Source organism: Nocardia sp. NBC_01327, from assembly GCF_035958815.1.
GTDB lineage: Bacteria > Actinomycetota > Actinomycetes > Mycobacteriales > Mycobacteriaceae > Nocardia.
On record NZ_CP108383.1, the window covers coordinates 524,189 to 548,365 of the forward strand.

The 24,177-nt window shown below is 68.4% G+C and carries 22 protein-coding genes and 1 tRNA gene; 8 read left to right on the forward strand and 15 right to left on the reverse strand.

The window, feature by feature from the left end:
* The first annotated feature begins 77 nt into the window (after window positions 1-77).
* Together OG326_RS02295 and OG326_RS02300 are read left to right on the forward strand one after the other, a co-directional pair.
* On the forward strand, window positions 78-605 hold the full coding sequence (locus OG326_RS02295) for a peptidylprolyl isomerase (RefSeq protein WP_327142969.1): 528 nt from the start codon (window positions 78-80) through the stop codon (window positions 603-605).
* Between the two features lie 28 nt (window positions 606-633).
* Window positions 634-1,503, forward strand: coding sequence for a rhomboid family intramembrane serine protease (locus tag OG326_RS02300; protein ID WP_327142970.1), 870 nt, complete (start codon window positions 634-636; stop codon window positions 1,501-1,503).
* An 18-nt stretch (window positions 1,504-1,521) separates the two neighbouring features.
* On the opposite strand, the gene OG326_RS02305 is transcribed toward OG326_RS02300, so the two are convergent.
* Together OG326_RS02305 and crgA are read right to left on the reverse strand one after the other, a co-directional pair.
* Entirely contained in the window at window positions 1,522-1,959 is a 438-nt protein-coding gene (locus OG326_RS02305) for a PH domain-containing protein (RefSeq protein ID WP_327142971.1), read from the reverse strand.
* Window positions 1,960-2,032: 73 nt separating this feature from the next.
* Entirely contained in the window at window positions 2,033-2,299 is a 267-nt protein-coding gene (crgA, locus tag OG326_RS02310) for a cell division protein CrgA (protein ID WP_327142972.1), read from the reverse strand.
* Between the two features lie 137 nt (window positions 2,300-2,436).
* Between crgA and OG326_RS02315 the strand changes: the two genes are divergently transcribed.
* From OG326_RS02315 to OG326_RS02325, 3 genes are read left to right on the forward strand one after another with little or no spacing between them, the layout of a single operon-like run.
* Window positions 2,437-3,075 carry an aminodeoxychorismate/anthranilate synthase component II gene (locus OG326_RS02315; RefSeq protein ID WP_327142973.1) on the forward strand — a complete coding sequence of 213 codons (639 nt, stop codon included), beginning with the start codon at window positions 2,437-2,439 and terminating at the stop codon, window positions 3,073-3,075.
* Between the two features lie 30 nt (window positions 3,076-3,105).
* The gene (locus tag OG326_RS02320) at window positions 3,106-3,798 is read left to right on the forward strand and encodes a RibD family protein (RefSeq protein ID WP_327142974.1); all 693 of its coding nucleotides are present in this window, start codon (window positions 3,106-3,108) and stop codon (window positions 3,796-3,798) included.
* Window positions 3,788-4,246, forward strand: a complete 459-nt coding sequence (locus OG326_RS02325; protein WP_327142975.1) for a dCMP deaminase — start codon at window positions 3,788-3,790, stop codon at window positions 4,244-4,246. The genes OG326_RS02320 and OG326_RS02325 overlap by 11 nt, the downstream gene beginning before the upstream one ends.
* 58 nt (window positions 4,247-4,304) lie before the next feature.
* On the opposite strand, the gene pknB is transcribed toward OG326_RS02325, so the two are convergent.
* The 7 genes from pknB to OG326_RS02360 all read right to left on the reverse strand — a co-directional run bounded on the left by pknB (window position 4,305) and on the right by OG326_RS02360 (window position 14,408).
* The gene (gene pknB, locus OG326_RS02330; protein WP_327142976.1) at window positions 4,305-6,224 is read right to left on the reverse strand and encodes a Stk1 family PASTA domain-containing Ser/Thr kinase; all 1,920 of its coding nucleotides are present in this window, start codon (window positions 6,222-6,224) and stop codon (window positions 4,305-4,307) included.
* On the reverse strand, window positions 6,221-7,825 hold the full coding sequence (locus OG326_RS02335; protein ID WP_327142977.1) for a serine/threonine-protein kinase: 1,605 nt from the start codon (window positions 7,823-7,825) through the stop codon (window positions 6,221-6,223). The genes pknB and OG326_RS02335 overlap by 4 nt, the downstream gene beginning before the upstream one ends.
* A 34-nt stretch (window positions 7,826-7,859) precedes the next feature.
* On the reverse strand, window positions 7,860-9,329 hold the full coding sequence (locus tag OG326_RS02340) for a peptidoglycan D,D-transpeptidase FtsI family protein (RefSeq protein ID WP_327142978.1): 1,470 nt from the start codon (window positions 9,327-9,329) through the stop codon (window positions 7,860-7,862).
* Window positions 9,326-10,795 (reverse strand): FtsW/RodA/SpoVE family cell cycle protein, encoded by a 1,470-nt coding sequence (locus OG326_RS02345; RefSeq protein ID WP_327142979.1) that lies wholly within the window; start codon window positions 10,793-10,795, stop codon window positions 9,326-9,328. The genes OG326_RS02340 and OG326_RS02345 overlap by 4 nt, the downstream gene beginning before the upstream one ends.
* Complete coding sequence (locus tag OG326_RS02350; RefSeq protein ID WP_327142980.1) at window positions 10,795-12,270, reverse strand: PP2C family protein-serine/threonine phosphatase; 1,476 nt, start codon at window positions 12,268-12,270, stop codon at window positions 10,795-10,797. Before OG326_RS02350 ends, OG326_RS02345 begins: the two co-directional genes overlap by 1 nt.
* Window positions 12,267-12,734 (reverse strand): FHA domain-containing protein FhaB/FipA, encoded by a 468-nt coding sequence (locus OG326_RS02355; RefSeq protein ID WP_327142981.1) that lies wholly within the window; start codon window positions 12,732-12,734, stop codon window positions 12,267-12,269. The genes OG326_RS02350 and OG326_RS02355 overlap by 4 nt, the downstream gene beginning before the upstream one ends.
* Window positions 12,735-12,938: 204 nt before the next feature.
* Entirely contained in the window at window positions 12,939-14,408 is a 1,470-nt protein-coding gene (locus tag OG326_RS02360) for a DUF3662 and FHA domain-containing protein (RefSeq protein ID WP_327142982.1), read from the reverse strand.
* Window positions 14,409-14,677: 269 nt separating this feature from the next.
* On the opposite strand from OG326_RS02360, the gene OG326_RS02365 reads away from it, so the two are divergent.
* Window positions 14,678-14,760, forward strand: a tRNA-Leu gene (locus OG326_RS02365).
* Between the two features lie 688 nt (window positions 14,761-15,448).
* Here OG326_RS02365 and OG326_RS02370 read toward each other — a convergent pair.
* Complete coding sequence (locus tag OG326_RS02370) at window positions 15,449-16,558, reverse strand: stage II sporulation protein M (RefSeq protein WP_327142983.1); 1,110 nt, start codon at window positions 16,556-16,558, stop codon at window positions 15,449-15,451.
* A gap of 59 nt (window positions 16,559-16,617) precedes the next feature.
* Between OG326_RS02370 and OG326_RS02375 the strand changes: the two genes are divergently transcribed.
* Window positions 16,618-17,403, forward strand: a complete 786-nt coding sequence (locus tag OG326_RS02375; RefSeq protein WP_327142984.1) for an RDD family protein — start codon at window positions 16,618-16,620, stop codon at window positions 17,401-17,403.
* 24 nt (window positions 17,404-17,427) lie between these two features.
* On the opposite strand, the gene OG326_RS02380 is transcribed toward OG326_RS02375, so the two are convergent.
* Genes OG326_RS02380 through OG326_RS02400 form a run of 5 tightly spaced genes read right to left on the reverse strand, consistent with a single transcriptional unit; the run spans window position 17,428 to window position 22,316 of the window.
* Window positions 17,428-18,723, reverse strand: coding sequence for a DUF58 domain-containing protein (locus OG326_RS02380; RefSeq protein ID WP_327142985.1), 1,296 nt, complete (start codon window positions 18,721-18,723; stop codon window positions 17,428-17,430).
* A gap of 3 nt (window positions 18,724-18,726) precedes the next feature.
* Window positions 18,727-19,752 (reverse strand): AAA family ATPase, encoded by a 1,026-nt coding sequence (locus OG326_RS02385; RefSeq protein WP_442790902.1) that lies wholly within the window; start codon window positions 19,750-19,752, stop codon window positions 18,727-18,729.
* Window positions 19,728-20,798 carry a DUF4129 domain-containing protein gene (locus tag OG326_RS02390; protein WP_327142987.1) on the reverse strand — a complete coding sequence of 357 codons (1,071 nt, stop codon included), beginning with the start codon at window positions 20,796-20,798 and terminating at the stop codon, window positions 19,728-19,730. The genes OG326_RS02385 and OG326_RS02390 overlap by 25 nt, the downstream gene beginning before the upstream one ends.
* Window positions 20,795-21,667: a hypothetical protein gene (locus OG326_RS02395; RefSeq protein WP_327142988.1), complete on the reverse strand. Its 873-nt coding sequence runs from the start codon at window positions 21,665-21,667 to the stop codon at window positions 20,795-20,797. The genes OG326_RS02390 and OG326_RS02395 overlap by 4 nt, the downstream gene beginning before the upstream one ends.
* 37 nt (window positions 21,668-21,704) lie before the next feature.
* Entirely contained in the window at window positions 21,705-22,316 is a 612-nt protein-coding gene (locus tag OG326_RS02400) for a TetR/AcrR family transcriptional regulator (RefSeq protein ID WP_327142989.1), read from the reverse strand.
* 79 nt (window positions 22,317-22,395) lie between these two features.
* On the opposite strand from OG326_RS02400, the gene OG326_RS02405 reads away from it, so the two are divergent.
* Window positions 22,396-23,994 (forward strand): MFS transporter, encoded by a 1,599-nt coding sequence (locus OG326_RS02405; protein WP_327142990.1) that lies wholly within the window; start codon window positions 22,396-22,398, stop codon window positions 23,992-23,994.
* The last annotated feature ends 183 nt before the right edge of the window (window positions 23,995-24,177 follow it).

The following is a 24,177-nucleotide window of genomic DNA, read 5'->3' on the forward strand; positions in this document are numbered from 1 at the left end:
TCACATCGAACAGGTCGCGGTCACTGTTGGTGTGCCGTGGAACCGCGCAGTCCACCCCGGCCTCTACGCTGTGCTGCGTGACCTCACCGAATCAGACTGCTGTTGCGACGCTGCACACCAATCAGGGCGACATCAAGATCGCGCTCTTCGGTAACCACGCCCCCGCCACGGTCCGCAATTTCCTCGGCCTGGCCGACGGCACCGCGCCCTACACGACCAAGAACTCCTCCGGCACCACCGAGGGCCCGTTCTACGACGGCTCGGTCTTCCACCGCATCATCGACGGTTTCATGATTCAGGGCGGCGACCCGACCGGCACCGGCCGCGGCGGCCCGGGGTACGAGTTCAAGGACGAATTCCACCCGGACCTGCGTTTCGATCGCGGCTACCTGCTGGCCATGGCCAATGCCGGACCGGCGACCAACGGCTCGCAGTTCTTCATCACGGTCGGCCCGCAGCCGCACCTGAATCGCAAGCACACGATTTTCGGCGAGGTGGTGGACCCGGATTCGCGCAAGATCGTCGATGCGATCGCGAATGCCGCCACCGACCGCAATGATCGGCCCAAGGACGAGATCACGATCTCCGGGATCACCCTCTCCTGAATCCGGCCTACCCCGAAGAGAATTCGCCATGAATCCGCAGCAGCCCGCACCGACCTGCTACCGCCACCCCGACCGCCCCACCGGTCTGGCCTGCACCAGGTGCGGGCGACCGTCCTGCCCGGAGTGCCTGACCCCGGCCGCGGTCGGGCAGCACTGCGTGGAATGCGTGCAGCAGGGCCGCCAGGATGTGCGGCCGGTCCGCAATCAGGCCGGTTCGGCGGTGTCCAAGCGCCCGGAACCGTATGTCACCTGGTCGCTCATCGCGGTGAATGTGCTGGTCTTCGCGATCACCGCGTTCCAGGCCCGCAGCGTGATGGACAACCAGCGCTCGGATCTGTTCGTGGACTGGATGCTGGTGCCGGCGCTGGTCGGGCACGGGCAGTGGGTGCGGGTGATCGGCTCGGCGTTCCTGCACTACGGCCCGATCCACCTGCTGGCGAACATGTTCGCGCTGTACGTGCTCGGCCCCTACTGCGAGATCGCGCTGGGCCGGGCCCGGTACCTGTCGGTGTACGCGGTATCCCTGCTGGGCGGTTCGGCGGCGGTGACCGTGCTGTCGGATCCGCTGACGGCCTCGGCGGGCGCCTCGGGCGCGATCTTCGGACTGTTCGGCGCGGTGGCCGTGGTGATGCTGCGGACGCGGCAGAACCTCACCCAGATCATGGTGCTGCTGGTGATCAACCTGATCATCACCTTCTCGGTGCCCGGCATCTCCGTCTGGGCGCATCTGGGCGGCCTGCTGGCCGGTACCGTCGCGGCCGGCGGCATCCTGTACCTGCCGCGCTGGTTGCGCGCGAGTACGCCCGCCCTGGCCATGCGGATCGGCTGGATCGCGGTGGCCGCGGTGGGCCTGATCGCGGTGATCGTCACCGTGGTGGGTGCGCCCACGCTGTACTGACAGGCGTGTGGTGAGGCGCTACTGATTCACGAGGTAGCCGCGCAACGTGTCGAGCACGGTCTCCGGCCGGGTGCCGAGATCCCAGCGCCCGAAGATGATGAGCTTCTCCTCGCCCTGATGATCCACATCCATTTCCAGCATGGGCATGCGGCGTCCGAGGCGGCGATAGCTCACCACGCGGGCGCGCAGCACCTGCTCGGGTGTGTAGTACTGCGGCCCGGTGAGGCCGCGCACCACGATGTGCGGCACCGGCCCGGGCTCCACGGACAGGCGCGGGCGCTGCCGCAGTCCCATTCCGGCCAGGAAGAGCAGGCCGAGCGCGGCCAGGCCGATGAGCAGCCGTCCCGGACCGTCGTCCGAGACGACAACGGCCACGGCGAGGATGATGCCGCCGAGGCCGCAAACGGCCAGCGCGGCCGGGGGTGTGGACCAGGAGAGCTGGGGCTCAGCAGTCACTTTCCCCACTTTCTCCTCGAGTTGTCCACAAGCTCATCCACAGGTGTGCATGAATAACAGTGGTGTAAGGAACTCATCGCCAGCGCATGGTCATGATCAGGCCCACGACCATGAGGCCGAACCCGATCAGGAAGTTCCACGCGCCCAGATCGCTCATCCAGGTGATGTGCTCGGCTGCCAGGTAATACACCAGCAACCACACCAGACCCGCGAGCATGAAGCCCAGCATGATGGCGACGTACCAGACCGGCGACGGGCCGGCCGACTTCACCTTCACAGGCGTGCGGCTGGCCGGGTTGATCGTGTAGTCGGTCTTCTTCCGGACCTTCGACTTGGGCATGACGTCCTCAGTTTCGGCGTGCAGTCTCGGTAGACATTATCCCAGGTCACTCGAGCACAACCTGTGCGAGCCACTCTGGGGGAATAAACGACGGTATTGCATGCGACGCGGCGGGACCCGCCCACTAGTCTCGAATCATGCGTGTATTGGTCGTCGACAACTACGACAGCTTCGTGTTCAACCTGGTCCAGTATCTAGGACAGCTGGGCGCCGAGGCTGTTGTCTGGCGCAATGACGACCCACAGTTGGCGGATCTCGACGCGGTCGTGCAGGAGTTCGACGGAATTCTGATCAGTCCCGGCCCGGGCACGCCGGAGCGCGCGGGCGTCAGCATCGAACTCGTCAAGGCCTGCGCCCGGCACGAGCGACCGCTGCTCGGCGTCTGCCTGGGCCATCAGGCGATCGGCGTGGCGTTCGGCGCCACCGTGACCCGCGCCCCGGAACTGCTGCACGGCAAGACCAGTGAGGTCTTCCACATCGGCGCGGGCGTACTGGCCGGTCTGCCGGATCCGTTCACGGCCACCCGCTACCACTCCCTGACCGTGCTCGAGGAGACCATGCCGCCGGAGCTGGAGGTGCTGGGCCGCACCGAATCCGGCATCGTCATGGCCATGCGGCATCGCACCCTGCCGATCCAGGGGGTGCAGTTCCATCCCGAATCGGTGCTCACCCAGGGCGGGCATCGCATGCTGGCGAATTGGCTGGGCGTGTGCGGCGAGCGTCCCGCCGAGGCGCTCGTGAAGACCCTCGAGGCGGAGGTCGCGGCCCTGGTATGACGGCATACCGAATGAACCGGGCATGACGGCATGACAGCCGGTCGAGGGCGACCGCACGTGCTGCTGTCGGTGGCCGTCAGCATCGACGGCTATATCGACGATGCCGGACCCGACCGGCTGCTGCTGTCCAATGCGGCCGATTTCGACCGGGTCGATGCGCTGCGCGCCGCCTCCGACGCGATTCTGATCGGCGCGCAGACGCTGCGCAGCGACAATCCGCGGCTGCTGGTCAACAATCCGGACCGGCGCCTGCAGCGGCTCGCGGCCGGCCGGCCGGAATATCCGCTGCGGGTGATCGTGACCGCGGCCGGGGATCTCGATCCGGCGCTGCGGTTCTGGCAGCACGGCGGCGAAAGACTGGTCTACACCACCGATTCCGGCGCGGCGCGGATCGGCGACCGCCTGGACGGTCTCGCCCAGGTCGTATCCCTGGGCGCGGCAGTCGATTTCGCGACCCTGCTGGACGATCTCGGCACACGCGATATCGCACGCCTGATGGTGGAGGGCGGCGGCGCCATCCACACCGCCTTCCTGGCGGCCGGGCTGGTCGACGAGATCAGCATGGCGATCGCGCCGCTCGTGATCGGCGATCCGGCCGCCCCCCGCTTCCTGGGGACGATTGTGGATAGTTCTCGACACCGCATGCAGCTGGCCGAGGTCAGCCGGATCGGTGATATCGCCCTGCTGCGCTATCTGCCGAAGGAGGATTCGAGTGCCGGATGAAACACGGGGAGATCGGGGCTGGATGCGCCATGCCATCGGCCTGGCGCGCCTGTGCCCGCCCAGCGATACCGCCTTCTCCGTCGGCGCGGTGATCGTCGGCGCGGACGGGGTCGAGATCATGCACGGCTGGTCCCGGGAGACCGATGAGAAGGTGCACGCCGAGGAGTCCGCGCTGAACAAGCTCGGCGACGACCCGCGCCTGCCGCACACGACCCTCTACAGCACCCTGGAGCCCTGCTCGCAGCGCGGCAGCAAGGATCGCGCGCCGTGCACGGATCGCATTCTGGCGGCGGGCATTCGGCGCGTGGTCATCGCCTGGCGGGAACCGGGCACCTTTGTGGATAACTGCCAGGGTGTGGAGAAACTCCGCGAACACGGCATCGAGGTCGTCGAATTGTCCGATCTCGCAGACGAAGCCATGTCCATGAACCGGCACCTGCAGCTATAACCGTGCTCACCGAACATCGGGGTGTGCGGGAATCCCGCACACCCCGATGCTCGTCAACTCACGGCGGGCCGAGCAGGGACGCGCCGACGGTAATGGTCACCGTCTGATTCTTGGCGATGGACGATCCGGCGGACGGCTGCTGGGCGATGATGCGGCCGACCCCGCTGGGGTCCAGGGTGCTCTGCGTGTTCTGGCTGATCTGCCCGTTCCAGCCGCGCTGCCGCAGCGCGTCGGCCGCCTGCCCGGGGGAGAGGCCGATCAGGCTGGGCATGGGGATCTGATCACCGGAGGCGACCTGCACGGTCACCGTCGAACCCTTGTCGGCCTGGGTGCCGGCGGCCGGGTCGGTGCTGATCACGGTGCCCTTGGGCTGGTTGCTCGGCACCTCCTGAATGGTGACCTTGAAACCCGAGCTGTCGGTCAGATTCGGTTGCGCCACATCGATGGACTGGCCGACCACATCCGGGACGCGGACCTTGTCCGGGCCGGAGCCGAGGCTGATGGTGACCTGTCCGCCGGTGTCGATCTTCTGCGCCTCGACCGGATTCTGGCTGGTGACCTTGTCCTTCTCGTCGACGCTCGAGGCTTCCCGGCGCACATCCGGATTGAGCCGCAGCCCTACGGAATTGAGCTGCTGTTCGGCCTGCTGCTGGGTCAATCCGGCCAGGCGCGGCACCGCCACCTGCGACGGTCCGCTGGAGACCTGCAGGGTGACGGTGCTGCCCTTGTCGATGCGGGAGCCGCCCAGGGGCTGGGTGGCGATCACATTGTCCTGTGCGACCTTCGGGTCCGGTTTGTTCTGGACGGCGACGCTGAAGCCGAGCTTCTCCAGATCCCGCTGTGCGAGTTGGTAATTCTGGTTCGAGAGCTCGGGCACGGCCACCTGGTCGGCATGGCTGCCGGGTCCGAGCAATGCCCAGAACAGCGCGGCGCCGACGGCGAGCACGGCGATGACCACGCCCGCGACGAGCCAGTTGCGGCGGCCACCGCCACCGCTGCCGCGTCCGGCCTCGACGAGTTCCTGTTCGGTGGTGTCGTCGCGCCGCTCGACCGTGCGGTAGCTGCGCGGCGGCGGCAGATCGTCGTCGAGGAAGTTGTTGCGATCCTCGTCGTTCATGACCATGGGCGCGGTGGGCTTCTGCCCGCCCAGCACCCGGATCAGATCGGCGCGCATCTCGGCGGCGGTCTGGTACCGGTTGGCCGGGTTCTTGCTCATGGCCTTGAGAACCACGGAGTCGAGTTCGCGCGGCACGCCGGGGTGCACGTGCGAGGGCAGGCGGGGGTCCTCGCGCACGTGCTGATACGCCACGGCGACGGGCGAATCACCGGTGAAAGGTGGTTCGCCGGTGAGGATTTCGAAGAGCACACAGCCGACCGAGTACACGTCGGAGCGCGCGTCCACCTGTTCGCCGCGGGCCTGCTCGGGGGAGAGGTACTGGGCGGTGCCGATGACGGCGGCGGTCTGCGTCATGGGGTTGGAGCTGTCGGCCAGCGCGCGTGCGATGCCGAAGTCCATCACCTTCACCGCGCCCGCGCGGTTGATCATGATGTTGGCGGGCTTCATATCCCGGTGCACGATGCCGTTGCGGTGCGAGAAGTCCAGCGCCGCACACACATCCGCGATGACCTCCATGGCGCGGCGCGGCGCCATCGGGCCCTTGCCGCGCACGATATCGCGCAGGGTGTCGCCGTCGACGTACTCCATCACGATGTAAGGCAGTGGGCCGCCGTCGATCTCGGCCTCACCGGTGTCGTAGACGGCGACGATGGCGGGATGGTTCAGCGCCGCCGCGTTCTGCGCCTCACGCTTGAAACGCAGATAGAAGGTGGGGTCCCGGGCCAGGTCGGCGCGCAGCACCTTGATGGCCACATCGCGGCCGAGGCGCAGATCGCGGGCCTTGTGCACCTCGGACATGCCACCGAAGCCGATGATCTCGCCCAGCTCGTAGCGGGACGAGAGATTCTTCGGGGTCGTCATGACTGTCCTTGGGGGATGACTGGAGCACTGCTGTCCGACGTTCCTGCATATCCACCGGTTCCGGGAACCGCCTGCCCGTACTCATCGTGTCCGTTGCCGTAGCCGCGAGCCCCGGGAACCGCTGGCCATGATGGTATGTCCCAGGTGGGGCGCGGGTAGCGACTGGTGGTCGGCCAGGCCGGCCGGGTGGTCGTGTTCTGCGGTGTCGTCGTCTGCGGTGTGGTCGTGGTTTGCGGTGTCGTCGTCGGCGCCGGTGTGGTCGTGGGCGCGTCCGTCGTGGTCGGCGGGTCGTCGGTCGTCACGACGGGCGGCGGCACCGGCCGCTCCCGGGTGGTGGTGGTCGGCGGCGGTGTTGTCGTGGTGATGACCGGCGGCGGTGCGACCACCACGCTGGTGCGGGTATTCGGCGTCGACTCCTGCGGCGATCCGCTGAGCAGTACGAAAGCCGCTGCGGCGCCGAGGATCAGCGCACCCACACCGAGTCCGGCCATGGCCTTCTGGCTGTTGGTGAATCGGCCGCCGCCGTCCCCGCCGGTCGTCGCCGGCGCCAGGGTGACCGGTCCGGCGGGCGGGCGCGGACCCGACATCATGACGGTCGCGCCGTCGCCGGGCTGCTGCTGCCGCATCTGCTGCGACGGGGTGGAATAGCGCATGGTGGGCTGGTCGCCGCGGCCGCCGGGAATCATGACGGTCGGTCCGTCGGGCGGCATGATGCGGGCGGCTCCGCCGGTCATGGCGGTGGTCGCCATGCCGCCGGTGGGCGGCGGCCGTCTACCGGACCGCACGGCGGCCACCGCGTCGGCGAATTCGCCGCCGGTGGCGAACCGCTGCTGCGGATCCTTGGCCATGGTGACTTCGATGAGTTCGCGCACGTTCGGCGGCAGATCGGCCGGCAGCGGCGGCGGCGTCTCCCGCACATGCTTCATGGCCACGGTGAGCGCGCCGTCACCGGTGAACGGCCGCTCGCCCGCGAGCGCCTCGTAGCCGACCACGCCGAGGGCGTACACGTCGGAGGCGGAGGTGGCGTCCTCGCCGGTGGCCTGTTCCGGCGCGATGTACTGGGCGGTGCCCATGACCATGCCGGTCTTGGTGACCGGTGAGGCGTCGACGACCTTGGCGATGCCGAAGTCGGTGATCTTCACCTGACCGGTCGGCGTCACCAGAATATTGCCGGGCTTCACATCCCGGTGCACCACGCCCGCGGCGTGTGCGACCTGCAGGGCGCGCCCGGTCTGCTCGAGCATGTCCAGACCCTGCTGGACCGACAGCCGGCCGAGCCGGCTGAGCACCGCGTTGAGCGGTTCGCCCTGCACGAGTTCCATGACCAGATAGGCGGTTTCGCCGCCCGAGGGATCCATGGTCTCGCCGTAGTCGTAGATGCCGGCGATACCGGGGTGATTGAGCTGCGCGGTGGTCCGGGCCTCGGTGCGGAAGCGATGGCGGAAGGTGGGGTCGGCGGAGAATTCCGCCTTGAGCACCTTCACCGCGACCCGGCGATCGAGTCGCGTGTCGAGAGCTTCCCAGACCTGGCCCATTCCACCGGTGGCGATCAGCCGATGCAGCCGGTAGCGGTCCGCGATCAATGCACCGTTGTTCAGCATTTCCGACCCTGTCTACCTTGCGCGTTCATGTCGTTCAGCTCCCCAGCCCGGCGTCGAGCACCGCGCGGGCGACCGGCGCGGCCACGGATCCACCGGTGGCGGCCAGTGCCCGGTCGCCGCCGTTCTCGACGATCACCGCGATCGCGATCTTCGGGTTCTGCGCCGGTGCGAAGGCGATGTACCAGGCGTGCGGAGGGGTGTTGCGCGGATCGGTGCCGTGTTCGGCGGTGCCCGTCTTGGACGCGATCGTGTATGCGCTCTGTCCCCCTCCCGTGGTGTTCTTCTCCGATTCGATCATCATGTTGGTGAGCTGGGTGGCCACCGGCGCGCTGATCGCCTGCCCGACCGACATCGGTTTGATGGTCTCCAATGTGCTCAGATCGGGGGCTTGCAGCTGGTCCACCAGATGCGGCTGCATGCGGACGCCGCCATTGGCGACGGTCGCCGCGATGACCGCGTTGTCGAGCGGGGTGAGCGCCACATCGCGCTGCCCGATACTGCTCTGGGCGAGTGCCGGTGTGTCGGGAATGGTGCCGACGGTGCTGTCCGCCCACGGCATCGGAATATTGGGGTGCTGGCCGACGCCGAAGGCCGCGGCCTCGTCCTTGAGTTTCGCGGCCCCCACCTTCATACCGACCTCTGCGAAAGCGGTGTTACACGAGAGCTTGAACGCGTCGGCCATGGAGACGGTGGCCGCGTCGCCCGGACCGCAGTGCGTGCCGTTGTAGTTCTCCAGCGTGGTCGTGGTGTCCGGCAGGGTGATTCGCGGCGCCGCGGTGAACTGGTCGGTCGTCTGCGCGACATTGCCGGACAGCGCGGCGGCGGCGGTGATCACCTTGAACGTGGAGCCCGGCGGATACGTCTGCGAGACAGCACGATTCAGCATGGGCTGGCGCGGATCCGCCTGCAGCGTCTCCCAGGCCTGCGAGGACGCGGCCCCGTCGTGCCCGGAGAGCAGATTGGGATCGTAGGACGGGGTGGACACCATGGTCAGAATGCGCCCGGTGCTCGGCTCGATCGCCACCACGGATCCGGTGTAGCCCTTGGCCGTCAGCTGGTCGTAGGCGACCTTCTGCATGGCCGGGTTCAGGGTGGTGATCACATTGCCGCCGCGCGGATCCCGGCCGGAGATCATATCGATGAGCCGCCGCCCGAACAGCTGATTGTCGGAGCCGTTGAGCACCGAATCCTCGGCGTGCTCGAGTCCCGTGCTGCCGTACTGCATGGAGTAGAAACCGGTCGCCGGGGCGTAGGCCAGCGGATCGGTCGGGTAGGTGCGCAGGTACTTGTAGCGATCGTCGGTGGAGACCGAGCTCGCGAGCACGGTGCCCTGTGCGGAGATCTGGCCGCGCTGGCGCGCGTACTCGTCCAGCAGCACCCGCACATTGCGCGGGTCGTTGCGCAGACTGTCGGCCTTGATCACCTGCACATAGGTGGCATTGGCCAGCAGAGCCACGATCATCAGCATGACCGCCATGGCCACGCGGCGCAGCGGTGTGTTCACGCGGTGCCCCCCTTCGGTCGCCGCAGCAGTTCGGTGGGCGCGTCGGTGATCGATTCCTGCGGCTTCTTCCGGACCGGCGCCGGGGCCCGCGCCGCATCGGACACCTTGATCAGCAGCGCCACCAGCGCGTAGTTGGCCAGCAGCGAAGAGCCGCCGTAGGACATGAACGGTGTGGTGAGGCCGGTCAGCGGAATGAGTTTGGTGACGCCGCCGACCACCACGAAGACCTGGATGGCGATGGTGAAGGCCAGCCCCGCCGCGAGCAGCTTGCCGAAGCTGTCGCGCACCGCGAGCGCGGTGCGGATGCCGCGAATCACGAACACGCAGAACAGCATCAGCACGGCGGAGAGCCCGATCAGGCCGAGCTCCTCACCGATCGCGGAAATGATGAAGTCGGTCTTGGCGAACGGCACCTGTGACGGCCGCCCGCTGCCCAGCCCGGTCCCGGCGAGACCGCCGGTGGCCAGCCCGAACAGCGACTGCGAAATCTGATAACCGGTGTTGTTGTAGTCGGCGAAGGGATGCAGCCAGGTCTCCACGCGCACCCGCACATGCCCGAAGGCGTTGTAGGCGAAGACGAATCCGATGGCCAGCAGCACCGTGCCGACCGCTACCCAGCCGACCCGTTCGGTCGCGATGTAGAGCATGCACAGCACTGTGCAGAAGATGAGCAGCGAGGTGCCGAGGTCCTTCTCGACCACCAGCACGCCGACGCAGACGATCCAGACCAGCAGGATCGGGCCCATATCCCGGGCGCGCGGCAGTTCCAGCCGGAACACGTGCTTGCCCGCGGCGGTGAACAGATCACGCTTGGCGACCAGCACCCCCGCGAAGAAGATGATGAGCAGGATCTTCGCGAACTCACCGGGCTGAACACTGAAGCCGGGCAGTCGAATCCAGATCTTGGCGCCGTTCACCTGGGAGAACCGGTCCGGCAGCACGGCCGGGAGGGCCAGCGCGGCCAGACCGACCAGGCCGAGCGTATAGGCGTAGCGGGCCAGCGTGCGGTAGTCCCGCAGCAGAATCAACAGGCCCGTGAAAACCACCATCCCCAACCCCGTCCACAGCACCTGCTGGTTGGCATCGGGGGAGGGGATGGGCTGTGAAGCGAGGAAGGCGTCCTGCTTCTCGGCCAGGTCGAGTCGATGGATCAGCACCAGCCCGAGCCCGTTCAGCAGGGCCACGATCGGTAGTAGGAGAGGGTCAGCGAAGGGTGCGTACCGGCGTACCGCCAAATGCGCCACCCCGAACAGGGCCAGGTAGGCGGCGCCGAGTTTGGCGATCTCCCACGTGATCTCCTGTTCCTGACTGGCCTCGACCAGCACCAGCGACACCGTCGTCACCACTGCCGCCAGACCGAGCAGCAGCAGTTCCACGTTCCGCCGGGTGGACGGCGGAGGCGCGGGAGCGAATCCGCCCGGTGGACTGGGAAAGGCCCCAGCGGACGGTGGTGCCGGTGCGGACATCAGTCCGCCACCCTGCAGTTCTGCCCCGGCGTCTGCGGCGCGATCGTGGTGGACGGAACCGGTGCACGCGGTTCCAGCTGATGATTGTCACCGGTGCCCGCCGGAGCGCCGGGCACGGTGGTGGTCGGCGGGGCCGCCGCGGTGGTGGTGACCGGAGGGGCGTTCGGATCGACCGGCGGGGTGACGACGGGCGGCACCACCGGCTGCTGCTTCTCGCACGGCGGCAGCAGATCGTTGCGGGTCAGGCTCTGCAACTGCTTGATGGCGTCGTCGCGGGACCCCGGCGGCAGACCCTTGTCGACCGAATCACGCCCGGTCGGCTTCAGATCGGTGAGCTGCAGACTGCGGCAGCCCGACGGGAAATCCCCACCGGGAGACGTCATCTGGAGATCGCCGCTGCGGGTGACGCAGGCAGACTGATCCACATCGCGAATCGAATAGCCCAGCACCGAACCCGGCAGCCCGCGCAGCACCACGACCTTGTCGTGATCGGCGCCGACGTAGTAGTTGCCGCGAATCATGTTGTAGCCCACCGTGAGCCCGGCGCCGATGGCGATGAGCAGGGCGAGCGACAGCCCGATCCAGCGCAGCTTGTGGCTCTTCTTCGGCGGTTCCGGCTCCGGCGCCTGGACGGCCCGGCGCGGTGCGGCCCGCGGCGGGCGCATGGCGGCGGCCCGGCCGGCGGCGGTATTCGGCGGGGGAGTGTCCTCGTCCTCACCGGAGGCGGCGCCGGCCACGATGGGGTGGCTCTGGCCGTAATCCAGATCGATGACATCGGCGACGACGACGGTCACATTGTCGGGACCGCCACTGCGCAGCGCCAATTCGATGAGCCGGTCCGCGGATTCGTCGGTGCTGCCCTCGCGCATGGTGTTGGCGATGGTCTCGTCGCTGACCACATCCGACAGACCGTCGGAGCACAGCAGATACCGATCACCGGCGCGGGCCTCCCGCATCACCAGCGTGGGCTCGATCTCATTGCCGGTGAGCGCCCGCATGATCAGCGATCGCTGCGGATGGGTGTGCGCCTGCTCCGGGGTGATCCGGCCCTCGTCGACCAGCGACTGCACGAAGGTGTCGTCGCGGGTGATCTGGGTGAGCTCACCGTTGCGGAGCATGTAGCCGCGGGAGTCACCGATATGGGCCAGGCCGAGTTTGCGGCCGGCGAACAGGATGGCGGTGAGCGTGGTGCCCATGCCGTCGAGTTCCGGTTCCTCCTCGACCTGATCGGCGATGGAGGCATTGCCTTCGTGCACAGCACGATCCAGCTTGCCGAGCAGATCGTCGCCGGGCTCGTCGTCGTCGAGATGCGCCAGCGCGGCGATCATCAACTGGGAGGCGACTTCACCGGCGGCGTGGCCGCCCATGCCGTCCGCGAGGGCGAGCAGGCGCGCACCCGCGTAGACGGAATCCTCGTTGTTGGCTCTGACGAGACCGCGGTCGCTGCGCGCTGCATAGCGGAGAACAAGAGTCACGATCGCAGCTCGATCACAGTCTTCCCGACACGGACAGGGGTGCCGAGTGGAACTCGCACCGGGGTGGTGACCTTCGACCGGTCGAGGTAGGTCCCATTCGTGGAACCGAGATCCTCGACATACCAGTCCTCCCCGCGCGGCGAGAGTCGCGCATGACGGGTGGAGGCGTAGTCGTCGGTGAGGACCAGTGTGGAATCGTCCGCGCGCCCGATCAGCACCGGCTGTGTGCCGAGTGAGATGCGGGTGCCGGCGAGTGAACCCTGAGTCACCACGAGATATTTGGCGCCCTTCTGGCCTCGGCGCAAGGATGGGAGCACCGCGGAGCCGCCTTGGGCCCGAGGTGCGACCCGAATGCCGGAGGCCGCGTAGATATCACTGCGCAAGGTCCGGAGCACGGCCCACACGAACAGCCACAACAACAGCAGGAACCCCGCACGGGTGAGTTGCAGGATCAATCCCTGCACGGTGCTCCACCTCCTGTTCGACCATGTCGTACGTACGGGCTGTCGATACGGAAAAGCTCCGCGGACCCGCAACCGGTTGCTGGTCAGCGCGGCCCTACGCCACCGTGAGTATTGGCAGCATCATAGGGCCGTAGACCGGTTGCGATCACGATACGACCGAGGAATCTCGAGCCATATCGTGACCTGCTTCGCGAGCTTACGGGATCAGACGATCCGGATCAGGATCTCGGAATGCCCGGCGCGGATGACATCCCCGTCGGCGAGCTGCCAATCCTGTACGGGAGAGCCGTTGACCAGCGTCCCATTGGTGGAACCCAGATCCGAGAGCATCGCGGTCTGGCCGTCCCATCGAACTTCGATGTGGCGCCGCGAAACTCCGGTATCGGGCAACCGGAAGTGCGCGTCCTGGCCGCGGCCGATGATATTGCTGCCCTCGCGCAACTGGTACGTGCGACCGGAGCCGTCGTCCAGCTGCAGGGTGGCGGAGTAGCCCGAGGCGGCCGCGCGGCCTGCCGGCGCCGCATACCCGGCCTGCTGGCCGTAGCCCGGCTGCTGGGCGTAACCCTGCTCGTCGGCATAGCCCTGCTCGTACGCGGCAGGCTGCTGCCCGTACGCGGGGTCCGCGTAGCCGGGCTGCTGGCCGTACGCCTGCTCCGGCTGCTGCCCGTAGGCCTGATCGGCGTAGCCGGGCTGCTGGGCATAGCCCTGCTGCTGCCCGTAGCCCTGCTGCTCGTACGCCTGCTGCCCGTACCCCGGCTCGGCATAACCCTGCTGGCCGCCCTCGGCGTAGCCCTGCTGCCCGTAACCGGGCTCGGCATAGCCCTGCTCGTACCCGGCCGGCTGCTGCCCGTACGCCTGGTCGGCGTAGCCGGGCTGCTGCCCGTAGGCCTGATCGGCGTACCCGGGCTGCTGCCCGTAGCCCGGCTCGGCGTAACCACCCTGCGGGGCCGCGCCGTAGCCGGCACCGCCCGGCTGGTTGTAGTCGTAGCCGTTCTGGTACTCGCCGTAGCCCTGCTGATCGGGCGCGGCATAACCGGGCTGATCGGGGTACTGCGACTGCGCCGGCACACCGCCGCGGCCGTATTCGCCGTAGCCCTGCGGAGCCGGGCGGCTCGCGGGCGGGGGCGCGTACCCGCGGGAACGTGGATCGGACTCCGCGGGCTCACGACTCGGGTCGTAGCCTGAGTTCTGCGTCATGGGGCCAGCTCCTGGTTGCGGGTTGGGTCGTGGTGTGCGTTCAGGTGCCGGCGCCGGACCCGCCCGGCGCTCGGCGGTTCCGCCGACGGCGTCCGGGTCCACACGGCCGCGTGTCCTGAACTGTCCGGTGTGCAGCGTAGGGGATGCCTCGAACTCCACGTGCACTTCGCCGTACGTCTGCCAGCCTTGCTCACGGATGTAGTCCTGTAAGTGTTTGGCGAAAGCCCGCACTGCGAGGTCGTGGTCGGCCTGTCCCTCGCCCTGGACGAGCTGCCCCAGGTCCGACTCGTTGATGGTGATGACGTAGCTGTTCGGAGCCAGCAGATGTCCGCTGCCGAGGTCCTGGATATGGTCCGCCGCCTCGCGCTGCAACGCGGCTTCGACCTCCTGTGGAACCACGCTGCCACCGAAGGCGCGGGCGAAGACGTCACCGACAGCACCCTGGAGGCGGCGTTCGAACCGCGAAACGATCCCCATCGCCCCTCCTCTCGGGTCAGGACGCTCCCTCGAGTGCGGTTACATCGAAGTGAGCGTGCGGCGTGTCTGGTCTCCTGGCAACGTAGGCGGCACGCGGACATGGCGTGTCACCGCGGGGACACGGTGATTGCATGATATCCACCATCGTCCACCCCTGTAACTCCCGGAAACGGGTCAGGGTTCCCGTGCGGGCATCCGCCGCCCCCAGCGCCGGTTACCTGGTGATTTCGTTTTGGCACACGGGCCGTGATACGTTCTTCGAGTCGCTCGGGCGAGTGGCGGAATGGCAGACGCGCTGGCTTCAGGTGCCAGTATCCGAAAGGATGTGGGGGTTCAAGTCCCCCTTCGCCCACAAACAGTAGGCCCGATCCGGATTCCGGATCGGGCCTACTGTCATTTCCGCACTTGCCGGTGTCATTTCTGCACCCATCGGCTGCTTGCGTGTAGGTTGCCGAACCCGCAGGTCAGACCAGGTGTGACGAAGATCGCAACCACGGTGTGAACTCCTCGGCCGAGGCGTTGCCGGATGGCCTCCGACGGTCCGCGGAGGGGTGGAAATCGATTGCCGGAAGGTGTCGCATCGGGTATGCGCCCGATTTTCTTCGACCATTGCCTGACGGGCATTAAGTCAAAACAGAGTTAAACAAACTTGCAGTCTGTTTCCCCCGAAGCGACCGCTCGGCAATGGTGCTGAGCAGGTGAGAAACACCAGCTTAACGTGGGTTGAACCGCTTGTGCGGAGTAATGGCCGGACTAATCGGCAAACCATTCGACAGGGGTTCTCGTGGTGCACGTGCAAGTGGTCGAAACGAGTGCGCCAACGGTACCGCGCGGGTGGTTTCATCCGCCTCCGCAGACCACCGGCAACGTAGAAGCTGGACATTAGCGGACTGCTCGAGTTGCCTTCGCGCAAAGGGTATTTCGCCTGGTCGCGTTATACGCCCGGTGAGCAAGTCGGAGGTTGCGTAGCCATAACGTTTGTGTAGAGTCGACGGTAACGCTGGCCGCAGCTGAGCCGGACTCGCTGCGGCCAGTGGAAATCACTTCCGGGCCGTTGCCATCAGCGTCGAACTCGCCGCTCCCGCAACCGGATCCGGGTCGCCCCCGAGCGAATTGCCCGGGGTGTGCGCTGAATTGCCCGGCATATGCTCGATATCGCCCGGCATGTGCTCGATCCCACTCGCCGCCTGCGCCGCCGTCTCCTGTTCGAGCACCGCGCGCCGTCCCAGGCCGAACACATAGGCCAGGAAACCGAGTTCGGCGAGCGCCCCGATGCCGATCCGCACCGGAGTGGGCAGACCGCTCGGTGTGACGAATCCTTCGATGAATCCCGAGATCAGCAGCACCACGACCAGGCCGAGAGCGATCGCGGCGGTGGCGCGGCCCTGCCGGGCGAGGGCCTGCGGCCGGGACTCCCGGCCCGGATCGATCAGCGTCCAGCCCAGTTTCAGGCCCGCGCCGCCGGCCACGAAAATGGCGGTCAGCTCCAGCATTCCGTGCGGCAGGATGTAGCCGAAGAAGGCGTCCAGGCGCCCGGCATCGGACATCAGACCGGCGCTGATGCCCACATTGAGGGCATTCATGGCCATCACGTACACCGCGGGCAGGATGAGTATCCCGGTGAACAGCGACATGGCCGCCACCGTCGCATTATTGGTCCACACCTGCGCCGCGAAAGCGTCGTGCGGATGTGCGTAGTAATAGGTCTCGAAATCGCCACCGGGGCGGGTCAGCGTATCCGTATCGGTATCGAGGCCCAGACTGCGCCGGGCGGATTCGGAGTTCGCCACCCACGCGCCGACCGCCGCGGAGGCGACCACGAAGACCGTGGCCACCGTCACCCACCACGGCCAGGCCCGGTAGACGGCCGCCGGGAAACGGTGGGTGAAGAAGCGGCCGATCTCGCGCAGGGTGTCGATGCGCGCGCCCAGCACCCGGCCGCGGGCCCGGGTGAGTACGGCGGAGAGACCGGCCACCAGTTCCGCCTCGGCGGATCCGGACTGCAGCCGGGCCAGCTGCTGCGAGGTCAGCCGGTACAGCAGCACCAGTTCGTCGGATTCGGCGCCGGTGAGTTTCTTATGGCGGGTTGCCAATGCGTCCAGGCGATCCCAGGAAGGTTTGTGCAGGAACGTATACGCGTCCAGGTCCATCGGTTGCCTTCCTGTGCCTTCGCTCGGAAGAATGCTAGTCGCCCCCCACCAGGAGTGACATGGCCCTTTTCACCACCGGCGAAGCAGTCGCCGTCGAACTGCCGATCGCGCGCCTCCCCACGCGGGCCGCGGCGTTCCTGCTCGACCTGTGCCTTCAGCTGATGCTCGGGCTGGTGCTGGTGCCCGGCAGCCAGGTGCTGCTGTCCCGGTGGGGCGCGGATTCGGCCTGGCGCGATACCGCCGCGGTCGTGACCGTGGTCGCGGTGCTGATCGGTTATCCGGTGCTGGGCGAAACACTCACGCGCGGAAGGTCGCTCGGCAAGATGGCGCTGGGGCTGCGGGTGGTGCGCGGCGACGGCGGGCCGATCGATTTCCGGCATGCGGTCACCCGCGGCCTGTCCGGGATCGTGGACTTCTGGATGCTGGGCACCGGTCTCATCGCCGTGGTGGTGTCGCTGTGCTCGCCGAATGCGCGCCGCATCGGTGACGCCCTCGCGGGAACGGTGGTGGTGCACGATCGCAGCCGCCTGCCTTTCGCTGCGCTGGTCGTCCCACCGCCGTGGTTGCAGGGCTGGGCGCGGCAGCTCGAACTCTCCGGCCTGTCAGACGAATTGGCGCTCGCGATACGCCGCTACCTGGTCCGCTTCGGCACCCTGACCCCCGTCGTCCAGGACCAGCTGGGCCGCACCCTGGTCCTCACGGTCTGCGCCCGCCTGCACACCCCGCCCCCCAACGGCTATCCGCCCCTGATGATCCTGGGCGCCGTCCTGTCCGAACGCCAGCGCCGCGCCTTCCCCCCGCCACCACAGCCGATCCGCCCCGGATACGTGCGAGCCCTCGCCTGAAGACCACTCCTCGCAGCGCGAGTTTTACATCGAGCCGGTCTGTTTGAGCTCCAGATACTCGTCCGCGAGGGCGGCGGGAAGTTTGTCCGGGGATTCGGTGATGACGCGGACGCCGGTGCGGCGCAGGGTTTCCCGGGCGATCGCGTGTTCGGTGAGGATGTTCTCGGCGGCGGCCGCGGTGTAGAGGTCGTCGAGGGTGGAGCGGTGGGCGGCCGCGGCGGCCACGTCCGGATCGGTGACGGAGACGATCAGGACGCGGTGGCGCCGGGCCAGGACGGGGAGGACGGGCAGCAGGCCCTCCTGCACGGTGGCCGCGTCCAGATGCGTGAACCACACCACCAGGCTGCGGCGGCGGGCGCGCTGCAGGGTGGTGCGGAGCAGGCCCTGGTAGTCGGTGTCGACCAGCTGCGGCGTGATCCCGGCGAGGGCGTGCATGAGCTTGAGCTGCAGGCGTTTTCCGCCGACGCCGCGCACCTCGGCGCGCAGGATGCGGTCGTAGGCGAGCAGGTCCACCGAATCGCCGCCCGCGGCCGCGAGACCACCGAGCAGCAGTGCGGCCTCGATGGTGGCGTCCAGGCGGGTGCCGTCGCCGACGCGGCCCGCGCTCACGCGCCCGGTGTCGAGCAGCATGACCACGTGCCGATTGCGTTCCGGCCGCCAGGTGCGCACCAGCACGTCATTGGCGCGGGCGGTGGCCCGCCAGTCGATGGTGCGCACGTCGTCACCGGCCACGTACTCGCGGAAGGAATCGAATTCGGTGCCCTGGCCGCGCCGGTTGGTGGTGTTGCGCCCCTCGAGATGTTGCAGCTGCGCGACTTTGGAGACGAGTAGCTTCTCACTGCGGAACGGCGGCAGGGCGCGCAGCCGGGCCGGGACGTCCCGGCGCAGCTGCCGTCCGGCCAGGCCGAGCGGGCCGAGCAGGCGCACGGTGACCGGGCCGGCGACCCGGTCGCCCCGGTATTCGGGGGTCAGCTCGGTATGCAGCCGAATCCTGGTGTTGGACGGCAGATTCAGCGTGTGCGCGTGATTGCGGGGCTGGGCGCTGGCGGGCCAGTCGTCCCAGAGCGTGCCGCGCAGGGTGCGATCGCCGGTGTTCAGTGCGATCAGCTCCACCTCGATACCGCGCCCGGTGCGGACGGTGGTGAGCGCGGCCCGCGAAAGCTGTAGCGCCCCCGGCGAACCCAGCAGCAGCAGATCCGCCAGCACCAGCGCCCCGAGCAGCGCGGTCGCCAGCAGCACGCCCGCCCAGGACGGCAGCACGAAGGTGACGAAGAGTGCGGCGACGCCCGCCGCGACGGCCAGCCGGCCGGTGACGACCACCGGCTACACCGGCACGGGGACGGACATCAGCAGGGACGCCATCACCCCTTCGGTGGTCACGCCCTCGATCTCGCGCTCGGGCCGCAACTGCAAACGGTGCCGGAGCACCGCTGTCGCAACGGCTTTCACATCGTCGGGGGTGACATAGCCACGGCCGTTCAACCAGGCGAAGGCGCGGGAGGCCGCCATGAGCGCGGTCGCGCCACGGGTGGACGCGCCGTGCGCGACCGCGGGGGAGGTGCGGGTCGCACGGCACAGATCGACCGTGTAGGCCAGGACCTCGGGGCTGAGCGCCACCTGGGCGACCGCCCGGCGGGCAGCGGCGATATGCGCCGGACCGGCCACCGGACGCAGTCCCGCGGCGGCCAGATCGCGCGGATCGAAACCGGCGGCGTGCCGCTGCAGAATCCGGAATTCGTCGTCGCGCCCGGGCAATTGGACGTCGACCTTGAACAGGAACCGGTCCAGCTGCGCCTCCGGCAGCGGATAGGTGCCCTCCTGCTCGATGGGGTTCTGGGTGGCGACCACCACGAACGGATCGGGCAGCGGCCGCGGCACCCCGTCCACCGAAACCTGGCGCTCCTCCATGGATTCCAGCAGCGCGGACTGGGTTTTCGGTGGGGTGCGGTTGATTTCGTCGGCGAGCAGCAGATTGGTGAAGACCGGTCCGCGCCGGAAGGTGAATTCCGCCGAGTGCGGATCGTAGATCTGCGAACCGGTGACATCACCGGGCATCAGGTCCGGGGTGAACTGGATGCGGGCGTGCTCCAGATCCAGCGCGGTGGCCAGCGCCCGCACCAGCAGCGTCTTGGCCACGCCCGGAACACCTTCCAGCAGGACGTGACCGTGGCACAGCAGCGCCAGGACCAGGTACATGACCGCCTGGTCGTTGCCGACCACGGCCTTGCCGATCTCGGCGCGCAGGGCCAGCAGCGCCTGCTGGGCCTGTTCGGCGGTCACCGCGTGGTTGGTGTCCACGACAACCGCCGTGGGCTCTGATCCGGTCACAAGACCTCCGCTTCGATCCATTCGAGTTGTGCGGCCACGACTTCCAGCGTGACCCGGTCCGGGACCGGGTCGTACAGTGCGGCGCGCACCAGCACCGGGTCGGAGCCGATGCGCGCGGACAGGGCCGCGGTCACCAGTTCGGGCGGGGTGGCGGCGGTGACGCCCAGCGCGGGCCGCAGCCGCCGCAGGGTGGCGGCGCGCAATCGCGCCGCCACGTGGTCGTGGTCGCGGGATTTCCGGTACAGCCCGGCCTGTCCCGCGAGCAGTTCATTGGCGGGCGCCTCCACCGGGCGGGGTTCGCGCACCACGGTGCCGCGCCGCCGGCCCCGCCACCAGAGCACCGTGACCCAGGCGATGAGGAATTGCAGCCCGCCGTAGGCCGCCCAGTCGGGCAGGCGCTGGAAGATGGAATCGTCGCCGCCGCCGAAGTCCGGCGGCTTCACCTTGGGCGGGTGGTGCGGCGCGGTGGTCGGCGGTGGCTGGGTCGGCGGGGGCTGCGTGTCGTGCGGTGTCGACGGCGGCATGCTCAGGTGGGTGACCAGGTAGATGAGGAAGAGCACGGCGAGTATTCCGGCCAGCACCGCCCAGAATCGCCAATCACGCAGGAGCGCGGGCAGTTCCAGCGGTTCGCGGCCCTTCTTCTTCCGCGCTGTCTTGGGCTTGCGGGACGTGCGCTGCTCGGCGATCTCGGCCGGCGCCAGCTTGGGTGGCGGGGCCACGGAGTAGCGATCGGCCTGTTCCAGTCGCCGGTATTCGGCCTCGGCGGCCGGGCGGCCGCCGTACACGATCTCATCGAAACTGTGTGCGGCCGAGGGCAGTTCGGTGGCCTCACCGGGCAGTACCGCTGTCGCGGCCTGCGCGGTTTCGCGGGCGGTGCGGGCGCGCTGCACCTCGAGGATGCCGCGCTGCTCCAGACCGCGGGTGACGGCGCGATACCGCTCCCGCAGCGCGGTGCCGAAGTCGGCGCGCCGGGCCGCCTCCTCGGCGGCGGCCAGGTGGGCGGCCGCGGGTCCGAGCGCGGGTTCCGGTGGGGCCGGGCGGTATTCGTTCGTGCGCGGATCGGTCACGGCCGGACCGCCCCGGGAATACGGATGTCCCAGGCCTCACGGCGGCAGCGCCGGTCCACATAGGTGACGACCTGGGCCGCCGACTCCACCATTTCGCCGAAGGCCACCATGAGCAGCGCGACCGTCACGATCAGCACCGTCACCGTCCAGCGATGCGTGCCGGAGAAACCGGAGATGAACTGCGGCAGGGCCAGCAGCGGCACCACCAGCACCAGCAGCAGCCCGCGCAGCGAGATCAACAGCCCGACGATCTGCCAGTCCGAACCGGACATCAGCAGTTTCGTGCGCAGTGTCGCGATCCGGAAGGTGGCCGATTCATCGAAAATGGCCGGGACCGTGGTGAATCGGCGCGCCCGCAACCAGAGCAGCCAGATCGCGGCGAACGGGAAGGTGATCAGCAGGGGAGCGCCCAGCGCGAGTACGCCGATGCCGATGAGCGTGTACATCACCTGATAGCCGAGCAGCGGCCCGGCTTCCGAGGCCAGCTGATGCAGCGCACCCCGCCACGACAGCTGCTGCCGGTGCACCACCGCGAGCCCGATCGGCACGGTGACGCCGCGCACGAACATGCGCAGCGCCCAGGCCGCCGCCAATCCGGTCAGCAGTGCGCCCCAGAAGGTTCCGCCGTCCGAATCATCGGTGGCGATGGAGACCAGCACGGTGACGGCGAGGGTGACGGCGGCCGCCACGGCCACCGCCGTGCCGAGCAGCACGGCGAGGGTTTTGATACGCGTCTGGATCAGTGCGAACGGCAGATCCAGGAGTTCCCGGAACTGCATGGGGCGGATCGGGACCGCCGCCGGTTCGGTGTGCGGTTCCCCCACCGAGCCGGCCGGCGGACCGACAGGATCGGTGGCGGCTGGCAACACGGGGCCGAGTCTATAGGGAGGGCCTCGTCCGGTCGCTCTATGTTTTCGCGAGCAGGCGGGCGACCAGCTGCCGGTACAGCTCCGGGTCGACGGGCTGCATACCGAGCAGTGCGCGCAGGTAGACGCCGTCTCCGACCAGGCGGACGATCTCGGCGTGCACCGGATCGTGGATCTCGTTGTCCAGTGCGACCTTCCAGGCGCCCATCATTTCCGCGAGCGCGCGATCGGTCTCCTCCGCCGGAGCGTCGTCCGCGGTGGCGCTGTTCGCGTCGTCGGCGGGACCGTGTGCGCCGTCGACCGTGCGCATGGTGGCCAGGATGGACCGGTGCAGCGCGAGGTCCAGCGCATCGGCGTCATTGTCGGGCTGCGGGGTCTGCAGATACCACTCGGCGACGGAGTGACCCTCGTCCACGGCATGGCGCAATTGCTGATCGGCGCGCTCGCCGAGTCGGCGCACGAGTCCGGCGAGCAGCGCGTCCTTGCTCTTGAAGTGGTAGAGCAGTCCGCCCTTGGAGACGCCGGCGGCCGCGGCGACGCTCTCCAGCGTCACCTGGGACATGCCTTTGTCCAGCAGGAGAGTTTCGAGCGCGTCGAGAATCCGATTGCGGGTGCCGACGGGATCGCGGGTGGTCGTCCGAGAGGGTGTCACAGCCATTAACTGTACCGTCTGGACGGTAAGTCTGTTACTGTACCGTCCAGACGGTTTCCCTCTGGAAGAGAAAGTACCCATGCCCAGCCACATCCCCGCCCGGTCCGGACCCGGATCCGCGGCGGCCCCCGGCAATATCCCGCCCACGTCCGGCACACCCGCGCCGCACTCGGCCGGTCGCGCGACGCTGCGTGATTGGGCCGGTCTCGGTGTCCTGGCGCTGGCGCTGCTGCTGGTCTCGGTGGACGCGACGGTGCTCGATCTCGCGGTCCCCGCCATCAGCAGTGATCTCGCACCCACCACTCCGCAGCTGCTGTGGATCATCGACGTGTACTCGTTCGTGCTGGCCGGTCTGCTGATCACCATGGGCACCCTCGGCGACCGCATCGGTCGGCGGCGACTGCTGCTCATCGGCGCGGCCGCCTTCGGGCTCGCGTCCGCGGTCGCGGCCTTCGCGGTGAACCCCGAAATGCTCATTGCCGCACGGGTTCTGCAGGGTCTGGCCGGTGCGACGCTGATGCCGTCCACGCTCGGCCTGATCCGGTCCATGTTCACCGATGCCCGCCAGCGCACCATCGCCATCTCGGTCTGGGGCGCCATGGCGGGTTCGGGTGCGGCCATGGGCCCGCTGCTGGGCGGCTGGCTGCTCGAGCACTTCTGGTGGGGGTCGGTATTCCTGGTGAACCTGCCGGTCATGGCATTGCTGCTGGTGCTCGCGCCGTTCCTGGTGCCGGAGTCGCGGGACCCGAATCCGGGCCGGTTCGACCTGGCCAGCGCCGCACTGTCCATGCTGGCGCTGATTCCGATCGTCTACGCGGTCAAGGAGTTCGCGGCACACGGGCCGAGCCTGAATCAGCTCGTCGCGGCGGGTATCGGTGTGCTGGCGGGTGTGCTGTTCGTGCGCAGGCAGCGCTCGCTGGCTGCGCCGCTGATCGATCTGGCGCTGTTCCGCATTCCGCCGTTCCGGGCGGCCGTGCTGGCCAATCTGCTGTCGATCTTCGCGCTGGCCGGTGTGCTGTTCTTCGGATCGCAGTATCTCCAGCTGGTACTGGGCCGCGCGCCCTTGCAGGCGGGTCTGCTGCTGATCCCCGGCACCGTCGGCAGCATGGCCGGTTCGCTCGGCGCGGCCTGGCTGGTGCAGCGCTGGCGTCCGGTGAGTGTGCTGGCCGGTTCGCTGGTCACCGCCGCGGTGGGCGCCTCGCTGTTCTGGCTGCTGCGCGCCGATCCGTCGGCCTCGGTGCTGCCGTTCATGGTGGGCTTCCTGCTGATCGGCCTGGGAGTCGGTGTGGCGCTGACCCTGTCGTCCGACATGATCGTCAGCACGGCGCCCGTCGAACGCGCCGGCAATGCGGCCGCCATCTCGGAGACCGCACTGGAAACCGGTGTGGCCCTGGGTGTGGCGGTGCTCGGCAGCGGTGTCATGGCGGCCTTCCGGCACGGACTGGATGAATCCACGGTCCCGGCCGCGCACACCGGGGCGGCGCGCGAATCCCTGGGCGGCGCGGTCGAAACCGCGCGCGGCCTGCCGGAGGCGGAGGCCACGTCACTGCTGAACTCGGCGCACACCGCCTTCGTCGACGGCATCCACCTGGCCGCCACCGGCACGACCCTGATCCTGCTGGTGACCGCGGTCGTCACCTATCGGGCCGCGACGAGCAAGAAGCGCCAGGCGCAGTAACTCCCGGCGCGCTTTTGGCCGGGATCCACGCCCCGGGGTCCTCAGCCGATCTCAGTGGATCCCGGCCAGAACCGTGCCGGGATGACGGGCGCAGGGCCGACGGTGAGGCTGGCGGCCCGGCGAATATGGCTGTGGCCCGGATGTTTCCGTGTTCAACGTGAAACATGCCGGGCCACAGCTGTC